16 protein-coding genes and 4 pseudogenes are annotated in these 17015 nt (G+C 58.8%); 15 read left to right on the forward strand and 5 right to left on the reverse strand.

Annotated features, from left to right (window positions below):
• A pseudogene (locus tag P775_RS29280) lies at window positions 1–225 on the forward strand (hypothetical protein); the annotation flags it as partial.
• A gap of 65 nt (window positions 226–290) precedes the next feature.
• Here P775_RS29280 and P775_RS30040 read toward each other — a convergent pair.
• From P775_RS30040 to P775_RS25380, 4 genes and pseudogenes are all read right to left on the reverse strand, one after another.
• A pseudogene (locus tag P775_RS30040) lies at window positions 291–813 on the reverse strand (IS6 family transposase); the annotation flags it as partial.
• Window positions 814–870: 57 nt separating this feature from the next.
• Window positions 871–1743, reverse strand: a complete 873-nt coding sequence (locus P775_RS25370; RefSeq protein ID WP_099913599.1) for an isocitrate lyase/PEP mutase family protein — start codon at window positions 1741–1743, stop codon at window positions 871–873.
• A complete protein-coding gene (locus P775_RS25375; protein ID WP_099913600.1) occupies window positions 1725–2930 on the reverse strand; it encodes a PrpF domain-containing protein in 1206 nt (401 codons plus the stop codon). Before P775_RS25375 ends, P775_RS25370 begins: the two co-directional genes overlap by 19 nt.
• On the reverse strand, window positions 2927–3601 hold the full coding sequence (locus P775_RS25380; RefSeq protein WP_099913601.1) for a GntR family transcriptional regulator: 675 nt from the start codon (window positions 3599–3601) through the stop codon (window positions 2927–2929). Before P775_RS25380 ends, P775_RS25375 begins: the two co-directional genes overlap by 4 nt.
• Before the next feature lie 202 nt (window positions 3602–3803).
• Between P775_RS25380 and P775_RS25385 the strand changes: the two genes are divergently transcribed.
• The 6 genes and pseudogenes from P775_RS25385 to P775_RS25410 all read left to right on the forward strand — a co-directional run.
• On the forward strand, window positions 3804–4793 hold the full coding sequence (locus P775_RS25385) for a Bug family tripartite tricarboxylate transporter substrate binding protein (RefSeq protein WP_218967768.1): 990 nt from the start codon (window positions 3804–3806) through the stop codon (window positions 4791–4793).
• A 100-nt stretch (window positions 4794–4893) separates the two neighbouring features.
• Window positions 4894–5301 carry a hypothetical protein gene (locus P775_RS25390; protein WP_245875861.1) on the forward strand — a complete coding sequence of 136 codons (408 nt, stop codon included), beginning with the start codon at window positions 4894–4896 and terminating at the stop codon, window positions 5299–5301.
• A gap of 1 nt (window position 5302) precedes the next feature.
• The gene (locus tag P775_RS25395) at window positions 5303–6823 is read left to right on the forward strand and encodes a tripartite tricarboxylate transporter permease (protein WP_099913602.1); all 1521 of its coding nucleotides are present in this window, start codon (window positions 5303–5305) and stop codon (window positions 6821–6823) included.
• Window positions 6820–7881 (forward strand): AbrB family transcriptional regulator, encoded by a 1062-nt coding sequence (locus tag P775_RS25400; protein WP_099913603.1) that lies wholly within the window; start codon window positions 6820–6822, stop codon window positions 7879–7881. Before P775_RS25395 ends, P775_RS25400 begins: the two co-directional genes overlap by 4 nt.
• Before the next feature lie 195 nt (window positions 7882–8076).
• Window positions 8077–8301 (forward strand): annotated as a pseudogene (locus P775_RS29290) (transposase); the annotation flags it as partial.
• Window positions 8300–8580 (forward strand): annotated as a pseudogene (locus tag P775_RS25410) (DDE-type integrase/transposase/recombinase); the annotation flags it as partial. The pseudogenes P775_RS29290 and P775_RS25410, both read left to right, overlap by 2 nt.
• Before the next feature lie 74 nt (window positions 8581–8654).
• Here P775_RS25410 and P775_RS25415 read toward each other — a convergent pair.
• On the reverse strand, window positions 8655–9569 hold the full coding sequence (locus P775_RS25415) for a ribokinase (RefSeq protein WP_180287582.1): 915 nt from the start codon (window positions 9567–9569) through the stop codon (window positions 8655–8657).
• 165 nt (window positions 9570–9734) lie between these two features.
• On the opposite strand from P775_RS25415, the gene P775_RS25420 reads away from it, so the two are divergent.
• From P775_RS25420 to P775_RS25455, 8 genes are all read left to right on the forward strand, one after another.
• Window positions 9735–10766 carry a LacI family DNA-binding transcriptional regulator gene (locus P775_RS25420; protein ID WP_099913606.1) on the forward strand — a complete coding sequence of 344 codons (1032 nt, stop codon included), beginning with the start codon at window positions 9735–9737 and terminating at the stop codon, window positions 10764–10766.
• 44 nt (window positions 10767–10810) lie between these two features.
• Window positions 10811–11743: a substrate-binding domain-containing protein gene (locus P775_RS25425; RefSeq protein WP_099913607.1), complete on the forward strand. Its 933-nt coding sequence runs from the start codon at window positions 10811–10813 to the stop codon at window positions 11741–11743.
• A 44-nt stretch (window positions 11744–11787) separates the two neighbouring features.
• Window positions 11788–12546 (forward strand): ATP-binding cassette domain-containing protein, encoded by a 759-nt coding sequence (locus tag P775_RS25430; protein WP_245875862.1) that lies wholly within the window; start codon window positions 11788–11790, stop codon window positions 12544–12546.
• Window positions 12543–13544, forward strand: a complete 1002-nt coding sequence (locus P775_RS25435) for an ABC transporter permease (protein ID WP_099913609.1) — start codon at window positions 12543–12545, stop codon at window positions 13542–13544. The genes P775_RS25430 and P775_RS25435 overlap by 4 nt, the downstream gene beginning before the upstream one ends.
• Before the next feature lie 68 nt (window positions 13545–13612).
• Window positions 13613–14455, forward strand: coding sequence for a BtpA/SgcQ family protein (locus tag P775_RS25440; protein WP_099913610.1), 843 nt, complete (start codon window positions 13613–13615; stop codon window positions 14453–14455).
• Between the two features lie 3 nt (window positions 14456–14458).
• On the forward strand, window positions 14459–15109 hold the full coding sequence (locus P775_RS25445) for a TenA family protein (RefSeq protein WP_099913611.1): 651 nt from the start codon (window positions 14459–14461) through the stop codon (window positions 15107–15109).
• Window positions 15109–16176: a phosphotriesterase family protein gene (locus tag P775_RS25450; RefSeq protein ID WP_099913612.1), complete on the forward strand. Its 1068-nt coding sequence runs from the start codon at window positions 15109–15111 to the stop codon at window positions 16174–16176. Before P775_RS25445 ends, P775_RS25450 begins: the two co-directional genes overlap by 1 nt.
• A complete protein-coding gene (locus P775_RS25455; RefSeq protein ID WP_099913613.1) occupies window positions 16173–16940 on the forward strand; it encodes a glutamine amidotransferase in 768 nt (255 codons plus the stop codon). The genes P775_RS25450 and P775_RS25455 overlap by 4 nt, the downstream gene beginning before the upstream one ends.
• Window positions 16941–17015 lie beyond the last annotated feature (75 nt).

A 17015-nucleotide genomic window follows, 5' to 3' on the forward strand; every position in this document is an offset into this window, starting at 1 on the left:
GGTATTTTCATGGAGTACGCCATAGCCCGATTAGGCCAGCCAGACAATTTGGCAATGCCCCACCGCTTCATCAAGAAGCTGACCCGGTCGATGCAGGGCTTTTAATCTTTCGCTGCTGCGCAGGCGACCCCCGCCGGGATCGAGACCGCGCATATGATCCGAAAGGGTCAGCTTGCCGACAACGGTGGCACCGCCTTTCAACAGTTCGCGGCGCTGGCAGGATAACTGTGTCCAGCAAAACGCTTGCGTTTAGCCTGCGGATAGCCTTGCATCACCCGCTCTCGTTTTCACAAGGGCAAGTGGCTGTTCTCTGCACGGTTTTTGAGACCATTGCGGGACCAAGGATCAAGGCCAGGCGCGACCTCGCGCTTGGCGGCTGCGCAGGAGCGCAGTTTGTCCGTAATGATCCTCTTGGGCATGAAGCCCCAGCGGATCATCAGCTTGACCAAAAGCCGTTTTGCAGCGCGCTTGTCTCGTCTCGATTGAACGATTTTCTCAAGAACAACACCGTTTTGGTCGACAGCCCGCCACAGCCAGAAAGACCGGCCAGTAATCTTCACGAAGACTTCGCCGATATGCCAGACATCGCCGGGGCGCAGCTGCCATCGCCTTAGAATGTGGGCGATCAGGGGGCCGAACTTGACGATCCAGCGTCGGAGCGTCTCGTACTAACGTCCACGCCACGTTACAGCATCAACTCCTCAACCTCGCGCAGGCTCAAGTTGAATCGGACGTAGAGCCAGACAACGTGAGCGATGATCTGGGTGGAAAGCGGTGGCGTTTGCAGATGATTTTCAATGTCTGAGTCGACACCGCCTACGCCCAGATCAATGAACCGACAACCTCAGGCCAGTTAACGTGACAACGCCCTCAAAGTGCGTAACGCTTCTCAAGTTCGTCGAATAGGTCTTTGCGCACCATCCGTTGGCGCTCCATGAAGCTGGCCAGAGGACCGCTTTCATCCATCTTGCCCGTATCCTTGAGCTGACCCAATGCCATCTGCATGCCATAGACCGCCGACTGAAGCGCCACATTGGCATAGAGGATAAGGGAAAAGCCCATCTCGCCCAACTCATCCAAACCCAGGATTGGTGTCTTCCCGCCTACCACCAAATTAACCAGCTGAGGCGTGCCTTTCAGTGTCGCAGGGATGGCGCGCATCTCTTCTTCCGATTGCGGTGCCTCGACAAATGTGATGTCGGCTCCTTCCTCAATGAATGCAGAAGCCCGGTCCATTGCTTCGGTATATCCGTCCGTTGCTCGGGCATCTGTACGCGCGACAATCAGCGTGTTCTCATTCTGCCGCGCATCAACCGCCGCGCGGATGCGCATCCGCGCCTCCGCAATCGGCACAACTTCCTTTCCGGAAAAGTGCCCGCAGCGCTTGGGGATTTTCTGATCTTCGAGCTGAATGGCGCTGGCACCTGCGCGTTCGAGCGTGCGGATGGTGTGACGCACGTTCAGTGAGTTGCCAAAACCGTTATCGGCATCAACGACGATGGGCAATTCGGTAGCGTCGCGGATAGTGGAAGTGTGCTGCGCTATTTCGGACAGGCCGACAAAGCCTAGATCAGGCATGCCCAGATAGGTGTTGGTAAGTCCAGCACCCGAGAGATAGATGGACTCGAACCCTTGATCCTCTATGACACGTGCGGCCAGCGCGTTGGCGGCGCCGGGCATCAAGAGAGGCCCGCCGGTGAGGATGCGTTTTTTGAAGGCACTGTTTATTTCGTGGTTGAGCATGGGATTTTTTCTTTCTTGAAGTCTGATCGCCGGGATTTGAGAGTGCTTTGAAGCGGCGCATAGACATGCCCATCCATGAGGCGGCGCTGGGTGCGAAGGATACGCGCGGCGGATATGCCTCCACCTTCCGCATCGCGGGTCGCCCCGACGGTAATGATGCCGCTGGGTGTGCCGATGCGCAGATTGAGCGGATCAGCATCTGGTGCCAGAACAGTCGCTACCACCGAACCCTTGACTACCGCAGCACAGGCAAGCGCCAGTGCACCAGTGACCGGAACTGCACGATGTGCCTGCCCGGCAGAGATCATGCGGATCTGGAGATCCTGTGCCTGTGGCGCATGACTTTGGCCGGACAGATCTTCATAGTGTGCAGTGGTGCCGACCATGGCGACCTTGGGCGTAGCGATGCGGCGGGCGGCGCTGTCGGCATCCGCGGTAAGGCCTATGACGACTGAGGCCTGTCTACGGATCTCTTCCAGGCGCGTCATAAGCGCGATATCATTGTCGAGTTCTGATGGATGGGCACAGGTGTCCCCATCGACATCTGAGGCCGCAACAAAGACCGACGGCACGGCGGCGTCGATCATGGTGACGTTCACCTCGCGTCCGTCCTGCAGCGTGAAGCAGTCAATCTGCTGACCGCTTGGCAGTAGGCCACGTCCAAATGTGTCAGTAGGGTCGAGGAAATCCAGCACGACGGGTGCGCCGGTGCCGTGGACCCCCGGTATTGTCAGATCTCCCGCAACCAAAGCCCGTCCACTGGCAACCCTAAAGCGCGCCGCAATGATCTTGCCAGAATTCGTGTTGTGAATCCGGACGATGGCCTGTCCGTTCAGCGGTCCATCAACCAACCCCTCGTCATAGGCAAAGGGTCCCATCGCAGAGCTCATGTTTCCGCAATTGCTGCTGAAATCGACGGCGTCATTCACCACTCCGACCTGCGCAAAGGTATAATCTATATCCGCGTCGGGCCGCGTGGATGGTCCGATGACGCAGATCTTGCTAAGCGACGAAATCCCTCCGCCCATTCCATTGAGTTGGCGCATGTTGGGATCTGGGCTGCCAAGGATTGCGGCGAATAGCGTCGGCCACTCGGCCTCGTTACCCGGCAGGTCAGCGCGTTTCAGCACTACGGCCTTGGACGTGCCGCCACGGATAAAGGCTGCTGGCAGACGATGCTGGGTCATTCGGTAGCCTCCTCCGCTTCAGAAAGCTGCGCTTCGAGCGCGGTCCAACTGTTTTGGACATGACGGCGCATAAGCAGTCCCGCTACCTCTGGATCCCCGTCAGAAATTGCAGCGGCGATGCGTTCGTGCTCGCGTAGCGCCGCAGTTCCACGCCCCGTAACATTGCGATGCTTGACCCGAAGCAACGACAACTGCGGATACAATTCCCGGGTGAGGTAGCGTAGAATGATCGGGTTTGCCGCCATTTGCGCAGTCACCATATGGAAATCGCGATCGCCCGGCGCTTGCAGGTATGCACCATCGGGATGAGCCGCCACTTCGCCCGCATGCTGATCCAGCAACTGACTAAATTGGCGCGCCGTATCCGGGCCTGCCTTTGCCGCCGCCAACATTGCGGCCTCTCCCTCAAGGGCAGCACGCACCTCGTACAGGGCGCGCGCATCCTCTCGCCGCATCACCCGTACCCTGGCGCCGCTGTTGGGAACAATTGTCACGATACCGGATTCACTCAGCAAGTTCAGCGCCGCCCGCACTGGTCCGCGGCTCACGTCAAACCTTTCGGCCAACGCAATCTCCCCCAGTCGGGCGCCAGGCTCCAACAGTCCGGAAAGGATGTCCTCACGTAATTCTGTCAGGATCCGGTCCGGGACAGTTCCCCGCGTATCATCCATGTTTGTTGACAATCTGTGCATCCACATTCTGTGACTCCACAAGGAGCATTCTACAATTTCCGTAGAAAAGCCATATAAATAACTTGTTTGTCAATGGACCTTTAACACTTGACAGAAAAACTCCTGCCCCGTTAACACTTGTGACCACACATGATTGTAGTTCAATTATGTGAGATTTGTTTCCAAGGGAGGAACCTTTTCCATGAAGAGACGCCTGTTTACCGCCGCTGTGCTGAGCCTGTCGCTTGCCGCTAGTCTGCAGCCTATGAGGGCAGCAGCGCAGGACGCCTGGCCGCCGCAAAAGATCAACTTTGTCGTAGCGTTGGGGCCCGGAGGCTCGGCTGACCGGACCGCTCGCGCGCTCGCACAGCGCCTCCAGCAAGAGCTGGGCGTGCCGATCAGCGTCATCAATCAGGAAGGCGGCGGCGGACATGTGGGGCACACTTATTTTACGCAAATGCCCACCGATGGCAGCTATTTCCTGGCCACCTCGATCCACCCCTACATCTCGAACGCGATCCTGCGGTTTGATGCGGATTATACGCTCGCCGACTTTGCGTTCATCAACGGGCAATGGAACGATTATGACCTTTTCGCGGTAAACGCGGATACGTCATATCAGACACTGGCAGACTTCATGGAGGCGGCAAAGGCCAACCCCGGAGCGCTCAAGGTTTCGGTCGTGCCGGGTTCGACCGGGGCAATCAATCTTGAGCTGGCGCTCGAGGCATATGGCCTCGACAACAGCGCTGTCAGCATCGTGACCTACGAATCCGGCGGAGCAGCCCGAACTGCCGTCGCCGGGGGACAGGTGGACATGACCGTTCTGGCAGCCGATGGGACGCTGTCCATTCAGGAATATGTGCGCCCACTTGCGGTAGCGGCTGATGCAGCCGATGCCAATTGGGATGCACCGACACTCAACACGGCCCTGACGGAGGCGGGATTGGAGGCAGTTCCAGTTCTGCCGGGTTCTATGCGTGGGCTTGCCGCTCATGCGGCGTTCAAGAAAGAGAACCCTGAAGGATTTCAGAAGATGGTCGAAGCCTACAAGACCGTCCTAGAAGATGAAGAGTTCGTGGCCATGCTTGAAGCCCAAGAAATCGGCGCAGAGTGGCTCGGGCCGGAGCGTACGACCGAAATCATTGAGTCGAATTTCGAAGTCCTCAAACGCTACGAACCCGACCAGTGATGCGGGGCTGCAGGGGCCGCGGCCCCTGCATTTCATGAACACCTAACATCTTTTCGGGGGGACAGACGTGACAGGTAAAATATCCGCGACCCATGCCGCTTTGCTCGGCATCATCATGGCCATCTCTGGCTTCATCACCTGGAGCGCTCTCTCTGCCTCCACCAAGCTCAACAACCTCGTGGTTGTTGCCCCGGTCGCGGCAGCTCTGCTGCTGCTCACCGTGACGATTGTCGTCGGCGCGCTGCGCAAACCAATGTCGGCAGAAACCGAGACGCACAGCGCCGTCTGGGGTGATCTGCTCTTGCTTTCCGGGTTTGCAGCCTTCTGTTTTGCGCTGACCTATATCGGCTTTGATGTCGCTACTTTCCTCTTCGTCTGGGCTGGCGTCGTCATGAGCGGCGGTAAGGGCCTGTGGCAGCCGCCATTGTTCGCCGCGATTTTTACCCTGCTTCTGGTCAAGGGGTTCGGTTCGCTCTTCCCTTATCCGATGCTCACGCTGGTGCTTTGACATGATCGACCAATTTGCCCTGTCTCAGGCCATGGGCCTTCTGTTTACCAGCTTCGATCCGTGGATCTGGGTCATCCCGGGGTTGCTGATCGGGCTGATCTTCGGCTCGATCCCTGGGTTGCAGATTTCCATGGCCATGGCCGTCTTTCTACCGGTGACATTTGGCATGGAGTTTCTTCAGGCCATGCTGTTTCTCACCTCCATCTTCACCGGCGGCGCCTATGGCGGCGGTGTCACAGCTATTCTGATGAATATTCCCGGCTCTTCATCGTCCATCGCCACCGCCTTTGATGGCTATCCCATGGCGCGGCAGGGCAAGCACAACGAGGCACTTGGCCTCGGCCTTGCCGCGTCGGTGGTTGGTGCCTTCTTCGGATATCTGCTCCTGCTTCTCCTCATCGAGCCGCTTGCTGCCTTTGTGCTCAAGATCGGACCGATGGAGATGGTGGTGGTTGTGCTCTGGGGGCTGACGCTGATAGCCACGCTGAACGACAGCAGCTTGTCGAAAGGGCTGATGGCGGGGTTCTTTGGGCTGATCCTCAGCCAGATCGGTATGTCCACCACAGGCATCATGCGCACCACGGTTGGCAACCCGCATCTGCTTGACGGCATTCCGGTGGTACCGGCGATGATCGGCATTTTTGCGGCATCGGAACTGCTGCGCCTGCGCGGCAGCACGTATTTGGTGCAGGACAAGGCGCAGCGCGACATTTCAATTCCGAGGATCCTCAAAGGTGTCGTCGAAACCTTCCGCTATCCTGGCGTTCTGATCCGCGGGAGCCTCATCGGTGCGGTAATTGGGGCAATCCCCGGCGTGGGGTCATCTGTCGCGAACCTCGTTTCTTACGGAGAGGCAAAGCGTACCTCGAAGACTCCCCAAGCCTTTGGTAAAGGCGCGCCAGAGGGCGTGACCGCGGCGGAATCCGCCAATAGCAGCTCGGAAGGCGGGTCAATGACCGCGCTGCTTGCGCTTGGTATCCCCGGTGGCGCTGCCACTGCAGTGCTGCTCGCCGCGTTTTCCTTTCACAACATCATTGGTGGCCCATCCTTTATCCGCAATCAAACCGACATCGTCTACTCAATCATCTTGGGTAATCTGGGGCAGGTGGTGCTTCTGGCAGTGATAGGCCTGCTGATGCTACGCGTGCTTGGCATGGTGGTGCGGGTGCCGCTGTCTTATCTGGTGCCCAGCGTTCTGGCGATGTGTGCCTGGGGTGGCTACGGGATCACTGGCACGATTGCGGGGCCCCTGACGGTTGCGGCCTTCTCCGGGCTTGGCTGGCTGATGCGCCGGAGCGACTATCCGGTCGCGGCCACGGTGATCGGCCTACTGCTCGGGCGGATGATGGAAGGAGAACTCGTGCGCACGTTGCAGATCTCGGGCGGTCACCCGATGAATTATCTGCTGGAACGTCCGATTGCGCTGACGCTTTTTATCATCATGATCCTTGTACTTGTCGGCGCGCCGGTCCTTAAGGCAGTGCGCAAACGCAAACAGGCCTCGGCAGAACACACCTCATGACACTCTCACCTCTCTCCCGCGGCACTGTCACACTGATTGTCGGCGCGGCGGGTGGACTTGCATTTTTTCTGCTGAATCTGCCGCTCCCCTGGGTTTTGGGCAGTCTCGCGGCCTCTGCGCTCGTGACCCAGATTTCAGGCTTTCAGCCGACATTGCCGCCGAGTTGGCGCAGCTATGCGATGGTGGCGATCGGCACGATGCTTGGGACTGGCTTTACGCAGGATGTCGTCGCCCGTTCCGGCACCTGGGTGTTCAGTCTGTTCGCAATGTCCCTGCTGTCCTTGGGGTTCGGTGTCTTTGCCTATGTTATTTTCCGGCGCTGGGGCGGAATGGACCGCAACACGGCGCTCTTTGCGGCGATGCCCGGGGGGCTCTCCGTCGTGTCGATGCTGGCCGAAGAGTACAAGACCGAGGTCAACCGCGTGGTCCTTTGTCATACTGCGCGGCTGGTCGTCCTGCTGGTGTCCGCGCCCATCGTGATCCAGATGATCTCTGGCATAGACCTCGCCGATGCAAACCGTGCCGCCTATACCCATCCCGAGGCGATTGATCCGCTAAACCACAGCATTCTCGCGCTTGCCGCGGTCGCAAGCTGGTTCATTGCAAGCCGGATCAGGTTTCCGTCGGCAATGCTGCTTTTGCCATTGCTGACCTCGGCATTGCTGCACGCGACAGGGCTGCTGACTGTCCATGTGCCGCTCGTGTTGTCAACGCTGGCGCAGATTGTCATTGGGGCAAGCGTTGGCGCCCGTTTCGCCAGCTACACTATGATCCAGATCTTCCGCGACGGCTGGCTTGCGGCCCTCGTGGGCGTCTTTCTGGCCGTCGGCTCGCTGGCGGGCGCAGTTCTTGTGGCACCGCTTGTCGACGGCGAAATTGCCCCCCTGTTTCTGGCATATCTGCCCGGTGGCGCGCCCGAGCTCGGGGTCGTTGCACTGGCACTCATGATCGACCCGGCGATGGTCGCCGCACATCATGTGCTTCGGGTGTTTCTGATCGTTGCGATCCTTCCTGTTCTTGCCAGCTGGGCGGGGGAGCGCAAGACACGCCAATTTTAGGTTTCAGATGACCGGGCCACAGTGGGCCTAGGCAGGCTTTCACTCCGGCTCACTTGTATAGAGCCGCCATGCCTTTGCGGAGCATCCAGTCGTTCACATTTTGCCTCCGTCCTGGCTGTCATACACACCGCCGGTAGCCTCCGCGTATGAGAGACTGATTTGAAACTGAGTGAGTGAGTTCAGCAGGTTGTGCTTCTGCTCGGTTGCGAAGCTGAATGGAAATCCCATGGCCATGCCCGTCGCCAACATGACCGGGCAGGCAAGCGATATGCAAGTGATTTGACCGATGCGGAACGGGCGGTGATCGATGCGGTGCTCCCTGCGCGCAAGACAACCGGCAGGCCGCGCACGACAGGCATGCGCGATGTCGGCGATGGCATTCTCCGCATCGCCAGTACCGGCTGTCAGTGGCGGATGCTACACAAAGCCGATCGCGGGTTTCGCATCGGGTGCTGACCACCGGGCCCACAAGGGCCTCAACGAAAGGATCGAGGGCAGTCACAGGCCGACCCGAAGACGCGAAAAATCATGAGACGGTACAAGTCCCCTAGGCAGGCGCAACGTTTTCTCGCAGCCCACGATCAGATCAACACCGTTTTCAAACCTCGCCGCTATCGCCTCGCCGCCCCGTCCTATCACCACGCTCGGGCAGATGCATTCGAGCCATGGGAAGACTATGTTCTCGAGATCAGGCCATGAGACGGCAACCGTCAGGAGCCACAGCCTTATCCTGACAACTTGGCAATGCCGACCAGTGTGTCAAATGAATTGGTCTACTCTTTTTTCAGGTGATCGATCTTAAGAAGGCCTGCCAGCTCTTCCTGCGTCGGGAAAGCCGCAACTGTCCCGAAACGCGATACGGTGATAGCTGCGGCATTGGCGGCAATCCCAAGGTCACGGGCATCAATCCTGCTCTCCCTCAACAAGGCAGATCCGATGGCGACGCTTTGGAACGTATCGCCCGCGCCAGTGCTGTCCATGACATGACAACTTCGGGCAGGCACGGAAACGAGACCATCCTCTGTACCAAGCAGTGCTCCGCGCGACCCCAGTGTCAGAACGACTGTGCCGATCCCCAACGCCAGAAGTCGCGTGACTGCAGCTTCATCCTGCGTGCCAGTGATCTGCTCGGCCTCGTGCTCATTCAGGAAGAGAATGTCTAGTCCTGGGAGCAATGAGGTTATCATGGCATCGAAGGGCGACGGGTTGAGCACGATGCGCACGCCCTTTCGGCGGGCCTCTTCCATGATCCCGGCAGTCGTGGTCAAGCTCAGATTACCTTGCAGGACCAGCATATCGCCCCGCGTGGCATCGGCGATCATCGGCCTTACATCCGCAGGCTCTAGGCGCCGAGCACAGTCAACAGTCGTGATGTTCGCGTTCCCACCTGCAGCATCCTTAAGGACAATCGTGCTGTCGCTCGCGCAATCAGGAAGTTCCAGCAATCGCCCAATGACCGGTTCGCGTTCAAGCAAGTCTCTCATCTGCCTGCCCTGAACATCCGCGCCGATCCCGGCGACAAGGATCGTCCGGATGCCACATCTGGCCAACACGATTGCCTGGTTTGTTCCCTTGCCGCCCAGATCACTTGAGACTCGGACTCCGAAGATCGAAGCACCTTCGCGGGGCATCTGATCAATGGCGAGGGTCTGATCCATCGCGATATTGCCGACGACAAAAACCTTCATTCTGTTTTCCTTTCCCCAGGCATGCCCAACTTTTGGGCGGAGCATCAGCCCGATCAGAATATTTTTCATGAGCTTGATTGACAGAATCAGAAAAGACAATTGTAAAAGGGTTTAGTAAAGCCATTTACTTGATCGATACTTGACTATGAACACGAAAGCCAGAAAATGAAATTGCGGCACAGTCTCAAGGATGTAGCAACGGAAGCGGGCGTTTCGGCGGCCACGATATCGCGCTATCTGAATGGCTCTCTGGACCTGCCCGAAGCAACCCGTACACGCATAGACGCCGCCGTCGAAAAACTCAGCTACCACCCTAACCCGCATGCACGCCGGCTCAGCCTTGGGCGGTCGGACACAATTGCCCTGATCCTGCCAGATATCGCGAACCCGTTCTTTGCAAAACTCGCCGCAGCGATCGAACTCGCCGCGGCCGCCCACAAATCGATGGTCCTCCTCCATGCGACCTTCAACAAAAGTGAGCGAGAGCTGGCCGCTCTGAAACGTGCCGCCCAGAACCGTGTCGATGGCGTTATCTTTATCACCAACCGCTCCCCCGAGGCTCAGGTCGCCCAAGAGCTCAACGAATTTACCCGCGCCGTGATCCTTGACGAAGATGTGCCTGGCGGTATGGCGCCAAGGCTCTTGTGCGACAACGAGATGGGCGGCGTCCTCGCTGGACGACACCTGCGTGAAGCAGGGCATTCTCATATCGCCTATTTCGGTGGTGGAAGCGATCTGCATAGCACCCAGACACGTCTGGCCGGCCTGCGATTGGGACTGGCGGAAAATAGTGAGACAGGGATAGAACCGACGCTATTCGTCGGTGATCACTCTCCCACGTCAGGTCGCGAACTGGCCAAGCGCTTTCTCGCCCAGGCAGATCAGGAAACGGCGATCTTTTCGGGCTCTGATGAGCTGACCGTCGGAACCATCGAAGTCTTCAATGAACAAGGGGTGCGCATCCCCGAGGACTTTTCTCTCATCAGTTTTGATGATGCCCGGTCGCTTCATCTTTTCGCGCCTCCAATCACTTCGGTCCGCCAGCCGGTCGATCAGCTTGGCGCGCGCGCCGTAGACATCCTTTTCAGCGATACTTGGGATCAACCCGATTTCAGATCCCTCATCGAACGCATGCCAGTGACCCTGATCGAGCGCAGCTCGGTTACGGCACCGGCCAAAAACAAGAACCGGATCTGAGACCGGACGATCAAGAAACTGCCCCCAACCCAACGGAGATGACAATGACACGTTTCAGAAAAACCGCTCTTTTGTCGGCCACCGCAGGCGCATGCCTGATGGCGACATCCGCATTTGCCGAAACCTTCGCGCTGGTGCAAATCAACCAGCAGGCCCTGTTCTTCAACCAGATGAACGCTGGTGCCACAGCCGCGGCAGAGGCCGCAGGTGACGAGCTGGTCATCTTCAACGCCAACAACGATCCAGCCGCACAGAACAGCGCGATCGAGACCTACATTCAGCAAGGTGTCGACGGCATCATCGTTGTCGCGATCGATACCAACGGCATCATGCCCGCCGTTCAGCAGGCGGCTGATGCAGGCATACCCGTCGTCGCCGTCGACGCCGTTCTGCCGGAAGGGCCGCAAGCCGCTCAGGTTGGTGTCAACAACAAGAGTGCTGGAGCCGACATGGGGAAATTCTTCCTCGACTACCTGGCTTCTGACATGGGCGGAACGGCCAAGATCGGTATCGTCGGCGCGTTGAACTCGTCGATCCAGAACATCCGGCAGGCGGGCTTTGTCGAAACCATTTCAGGCGCCGAAGGCGTGAGCGAAGCCGGTGTTGTGGATGGTCAGAATGTTCAGGATCTGGCGCTGTCCGCAGCCGAGAACCTGATCACGGCCAATCCAGACCTGACTGCGATTTACGCCACGGGTGAACCCGCGCTTCTTGGTGCCGTCGCAGCTGTCGAAAGCCAAGGCAAACAGGACAGCATCGAGATCTTTGGCTGGGACCTGACAGCTCAGGCGATCCGTGGCATCGACCAAGGCTATGTCGCGGCCGTAATCCAGCAGGACCCGGCAGGCATGGGCGCCGCAGCGGTTGATGCGCTCAAGACCCTCAGCGGCGGTGGCAGTGTCGAGTCCACAATCGCCGTGCCGGTCACCATCGTTACCGGTGCCAACGTCGATGACTTCCGGAGCATGTTCGAGTGACATCCACGCCAGCACACCACCTGGCCGAACCGTCGGAGGGCTCTGTGCCCTCCGACACCGCGGCCGCCCCCGTCCCGCGCATCTCGCTACGCGGCATCCGCAAGACCTTTGGCTCTATCGAGGCGCTGCGCGGTGTCGATCTGGACGTCGCACCTGGCGAATGCCTCGGGCTTATCGGCGACAATGCGGCGGGCAAATCCACACTCACCAAGATTATCTCGGGGACATACATTCCCGACAGTGGCACCATTTCCATCGATGGAGAGCAGGTGCGCTTTTCCAATCCCGCAGACGCGCGCGCCCGGTCCATCGAGATGGTGTTCCAGGACCTGAGCCTGTGCGACCATATCGACGTGATGGGCAACCTGTTCCTGGGTCGCGAGATGACGAACTGGTCCTTTCTCGACAGTGCCCGGATGCGTGCCAAGGCGCGCGACATGCTTGATGACCTCGACATCCGTATTCCCAAGCTGAACGCCAAGGTAGCCCAGCTGTCCGGTGGCCAGCGGCAGGCCATCGCTATCGCCCGTGCCGCATCCTTCAACCCGCGCGTCCTAATCATGGACGAGCCTACCTCGGCCCTCGCCGTTGCTGAAGTCGAGGCCGTGCTGCGCTTGATCAACCGGGTCAAGGCCCGTGGCGTGTCGGTCATACTGATCACCCACCGCCTGCAGGACCTTTTCCGCGTCTGCGACAAGATCGCCGTCATGTACGAAGGCACCAAGGTCGCTGAACGCGAGATAAGCACCACCAGCCTTGAGGATCTCGTCAAGCTGATCGTCGGCAAGGGAGAAGAGATATGAGTGCAGCCTACACCGAACGCGGACAGGGTTCCACCATCGCGGACTTTCTGAGCGAACATGCGCAGGTGCTGTCCATCGCCTTTTTCTTTGCCGTCTGCGTCCTCTTCTTTTCGCTCGCGACCGACGTGTTCTTCAGCGTTGGCAACATCCTCAACATCCTGCGGCAGGCGGCCCCGATCCTGATCGTCGCGGTGGCCATGACTTTCGTCATCATCACGGCCGGCATCGATCTTTCGGTCGGTTCTCAGGTTGCGCTGATCAATGCCTCTGCGGCGATCATCCTGTCTTTCGGGGTGCCGTGGCCTATCGTGGTTCTTGCCATGCTGGCCTTTGGTGCGCTCATCGGTCTCGCGCAGGGCTGGTTTATCGCCTATCAAGGCATTCCGGCCTTCATCGTCACACTTGCGGGCCTGTCGATCCTGCGCGGCTTTGCCCTTTACATGACGCAAGGCTACTCTATCCCGATCAATGATGTGCCGGGGTTCTTTGCTCTTGGGCGCGGCACTTTGTTGGGCTTTCCGGTACCTGCGGTCATCGCCTTGCTGATCGCGGCTGTCGCAGCCATCGTGATCAGCCGTCAGATGTATGGCCGTCAGGTCGTCGCCGTCGGTTCCAACCCCGAAGCGGCACGGCGGGTCGGCATGCCGTCGAAATGGATCATCGCGTCTGTCTACATGCTGTCAGGCATCGCCTGCGCCGTGGCCGGTTTGCTGATCGCGGCTCGGCTCGGCTCGGGATCGTCCAATGCGGCGGTTGGGTTCGAACTGCAGGTGATCGCAGCTGTGGTTCTGGGGGGCACGTCGCTGTTCGGGGGACGCGGGTCAATCCTCGGCACACTGCTGGGCACCCTGACCATCGCCGTGATCGGAAACGGGCTGATCCTCATGCACATCTCGCCGTTCTTCACGCAGATCGTGACAGGGGCGATCATCCTCATCGCGATCTGGCTCAACACCCGGATCTTCACCGCTAACTTCAAGATCTCGCGCAAGACTTAAACCGCCAGATACCGTTGCTGCGGTCCTTATAAGGAACCGACTGCAACGGCCACGGAACAGGACCAGACATGCAAACCATCTCCGACAATTCCGCAAACGCCATCGAACAGATTTTTGGCCGCCCGAAGGCCCTGATCGGCATGATCCACTGCCCACCATTTCCGGGGGCACCGCGCTATCGCGGTGAAACTCTGGATCAAATCTATGACGCCTGCTTGCGCGATGCAGAGCGGCTGATCGGGAACGGATTGCATGGCCTGATCGTCGAAAACCATGGCGATGTCCCGTTTTCAAAACCTGACGACATCGGCCCCGAAACAGCAGCCTTCATGTCCATCGTGGTCGACCGGATCAAGCGTGAATTCGACGTTCCTGTGGGGATAAACGTGCTGGCAAACGCCCCGATCCCGGCATTTGCCATAGCACGGGCGACCGGCGCGGCTTTCATCCGCGTCAATCAATGGGCCAATGCCTATGTGGCGAACGAAGGATTCATGGAGGGCCGGGCGGCCGAGGCGATGCGCTATCGGTCTGCCTTGCGCGGCGAGAGCATAAAGGTTTTCGCCGACAGCCATGTCAAACACGGCAGTCACTCTATCACCGCTGATCGCAGCGTTGCGGAACTGACCCGTGACCTTGCCTTCTTCGATGTTGACGCCGTCATCGCGACAGGACAGCGTACCGGCAACAGTGCGTCGATGGAGGAAATCTCCGAGGTCGCAGAGGCCACGAACCTTCCGGTTCTTGTCGGTTCGGGTGTCACTGCAGACAACATCGCGGAAATCCTCACCCTTGCCAGTGCCGTGATCGTCGCATCTTCGCTCAAGGAGGGAGGCGTCTGGTGGAATCCCGTTGACCCCGCCCGAGTACGCGATTTTGTCGCCGCAGCCACACCTGCCCTTGGCGCCTGATCCATGCTGCTTTCGGACAAGATACTGTCGGCTAACGAGGCGGTTCTGGATGAGATGCTTGCACATCGCTTCGTCGCGGATATCCATGCGGATCGGCTCGCGGATGTGGTCTTCCACCGCTACCTGGCCTATGAGGGCAAGTTCGTTACAACTGCCATTTCAATCTTTGCCCATGCGGTCACAAGCGCGCCAGACATAAAGGCGCAGCGTTGGCTGATCGGCGTCCTCGACGCGCTTGCAAATGCGCAGGTCCCCTATTTCGAAGACGTCTTCGCGCGCCTTTGCATCGCTCCGCCCGACCAGGTGCCGCAGGAGGTGACCGCCTTTGACGTCAGCATGCTCGACATCGCTCGAACGGGCCGTTTTACGGATATACTCACGGCAATGTTTGCCGCCGAATGGATGTACTGGACATGGTGCAGCTCTGCGGCAGCAAGGCAGATCAGCGATCCTGATCTGCGCGCCTGGGTCGATCTGCATGCCGATAGAGGCTTTGCAGATCAGGCTCTCTGGCTGAAAGAAGCCATCGACACATATGGCGAAGCTTCGGAGACCAATCGTCTCTCCGCCATCTTCGAGCACGTGATGCGGCTCGAAGTTGCCTTTCACTCTGCCGCTTATGACGCGGCTCCGCTACGCGAAGGATCTTCTTGATGAGCGCCCCCTTTGAAGACACCGTGATGACCGTCCTCGGGCCTGTGCCTCTTGACCGCCTTGGTGTCACCTTGATGCACGAGCATATCCTGAACGACTGCAAATGCTGGTGGCGCGGGCACGATCCCGCGTTCAGCTCCCCTATCCGCGACGTGCCGATCACCCCGGACATGCTGTCACAACTGCGCCACGATCCTTTCGCAAACCTCGAAAATTGCGGCTTGGATGACGAGGCGCTCGCCGTAAAGGAGCTGATGCTTTTTGTTGCCGAAGGTGGTGCCACTGTGGTTGATCCCACCTGCAAGGGCATAGGTCGCAATCCCGAAGCGCTGACCCGCATTGCCCGCGAAACCGGCCTGAACATCGTGATGGGCGCAGGATATTACCTGCACTCCTCTCACCCCGACTACCTTGAGGCCATGTCAGAACGTGACATCACCGATGAGCTGATCTCGGAAGCGCGCGACGGTATCGGTGAGCACAATACCAAAATCGGCCTCATTGGGGAAATTGGTGTCAGTTCGGACTTTACCGCGGCCGAACGCAAGGTCCTTGCCGCATCCGCTGCAGCAGCGGCCGAAACCGGCCTGCCGCTGATGATCCATCTTCCCGCATGGTTCCGTCTGGCTCATGATGTCCTTGATCTCGTTGCGCAGAATGGTCAGCAACTCGATCGGGTGATCCTTTGCCACATGAACCCCTCGTTTAAGGATGTGGCCTACCAGCGAAGCCTTGCCGATCGCGGCGCCTTTCTGGAATACGATATGCTTGGCATGGATTTTTGGTACGCTGATCAGGGGGTCCAATGCCCCTCGGACGAAGACTGCGCGACCGCGATTGCAAATCTTTTTTCTCTCGGCTACGGCGAGCAGATCCTTCTGTCGCAGGACGTTTTCATCAAGATGATGCTCTGTGAGTACGGCGGAAACGGCTACGCCCATGTCCAGCGCCACTTTCTGCCACGCCTGCTGCGCCATGGCCTGACACAGGCCGATCTCTCGATGCTTGTCGTCGACAATCCACGCCGCGCACTGGCGCGCAAAATCATTCCGGGACATCACACATGAAAAAAGTACTTCTCGTCGGCGAAAGCTGGGTCAGCTCCTCCACACATTTCAAAGGCTTCGACCAGTTCGGCAGTGTCACCTTCCACACTGGCAACAAACGCTTCATGGAGGGCATGAAAAACGGCGCATACGCGGTCACCCATATGCCTGCCCACGAAGCCGCCGCAGATTTTCCCACGACGATGGAAGGTCTTGCCGAATATGACGTGGTCATCCTCTCCGACATCGGTGCCAACACACTGCTGCTGCACCCCGACGTCTGGCTGCGCGGCGAACGTGTCGCGAACCGCATAAATCTGCTGGCAGACTGGACAAGGCAGGGTGGCGGTCTGATCATGATCGGGGGCTACTTCTCGTTTCAGGGTATCGACGGCAAGGCCCGCTGGCATAACACCAAGGTTGAAACCGCTCTGCCCGTCACTTGCCAGACCTGCGATGACCGCGTCGAAATTCCCGAAGGCTGCACGCCCGTCGTCAACGCGGCGGATCATCCGATCCTTGGCGGCATTTCAGGTGACTGGCCCTATCTGCTTGGCGTCAACGAAGTGACCCTGAAACCAGAGGCTGACGTCCAGCTCATCCTGTCGCTTCCCGAAGATCAGCGCGGGCTGCCGCTTCTTGCCACCGGTACCTACGGAGCAGGCCGTACCGTGGCCTGGACATCCGACATGAGCGAGCACTGGTTGCCGCCCGCTTTCTTGGCTTGGAGCGGTTACAACACCTTGTTCAGCAACATGGTGGCCTGGGCGGCCGACGATCTTTGAAAGCCGCCCGCTGGAGCGCCCAAACCGCGCTCTAATCTAAGTAATAAATAAATTTCACGGGTGCTGTCATTTGTG

It is taken from the genome of Puniceibacterium antarcticum, assembly GCF_002760615.1.
GTDB lineage: Bacteria > Pseudomonadota > Alphaproteobacteria > Rhodobacterales > Rhodobacteraceae > Puniceibacterium > Puniceibacterium antarcticum.

Bases quoted from the DNA above. Each gene is read 5' to 3' on its own strand.
- P775_RS25370 (WP_099913599.1), bottom strand. From the start codon at position 1,743: ATGCTCAACCACGAAATAAACAGTGCCTTCAAAAAACGCATCCTCACC.
- P775_RS25450 (WP_099913612.1), top strand. From the start codon at position 15,109: ATGAGCGCCCCCTTTGAAGACACCGTGATGACCGTCCTCGGGCCTGTG.
- P775_RS25435 (WP_099913609.1), top strand. From the start codon at position 12,543: ATGAGTGCAGCCTACACCGAACGCGGACAGGGTTCCACCATCGCGGAC.
- P775_RS25375 (WP_099913600.1), bottom strand. From the start codon at position 2,930: ATGACCCAGCATCGTCTGCCAGCAGCCTTTATCCGTGGCGGCACGTCC.
- P775_RS25400 (WP_099913603.1), top strand. From the start codon at position 6,820: ATGACACTCTCACCTCTCTCCCGCGGCACTGTCACACTGATTGTCGGC.
- P775_RS25440 (WP_099913610.1), top strand. From the start codon at position 13,613: ATGCAAACCATCTCCGACAATTCCGCAAACGCCATCGAACAGATTTTT.
- P775_RS25415 (WP_180287582.1), bottom strand. From the start codon at position 9,569: ATGAAGGTTTTTGTCGTCGGCAATATCGCGATGGATCAGACCCTCGCC.
- P775_RS25455 (WP_099913613.1), top strand. From the start codon at position 16,173: ATGAAAAAAGTACTTCTCGTCGGCGAAAGCTGGGTCAGCTCCTCCACA.
- P775_RS25425 (WP_099913607.1), top strand. From the start codon at position 10,811: ATGACACGTTTCAGAAAAACCGCTCTTTTGTCGGCCACCGCAGGCGCA.
- P775_RS25395 (WP_099913602.1), top strand. From the start codon at position 5,303: ATGATCGACCAATTTGCCCTGTCTCAGGCCATGGGCCTTCTGTTTACC.
- P775_RS25445 (WP_099913611.1), top strand. From the start codon at position 14,459: ATGCTGCTTTCGGACAAGATACTGTCGGCTAACGAGGCGGTTCTGGAT.
- P775_RS25420 (WP_099913606.1), top strand. From the start codon at position 9,735: ATGAAATTGCGGCACAGTCTCAAGGATGTAGCAACGGAAGCGGGCGTT.
- P775_RS25385 (WP_218967768.1), top strand. From the start codon at position 3,804: ATGAAGAGACGCCTGTTTACCGCCGCTGTGCTGAGCCTGTCGCTTGCC.
- P775_RS25380 (WP_099913601.1), bottom strand. From the start codon at position 3,601: ATGGATGATACGCGGGGAACTGTCCCGGACCGGATCCTGACAGAATTA.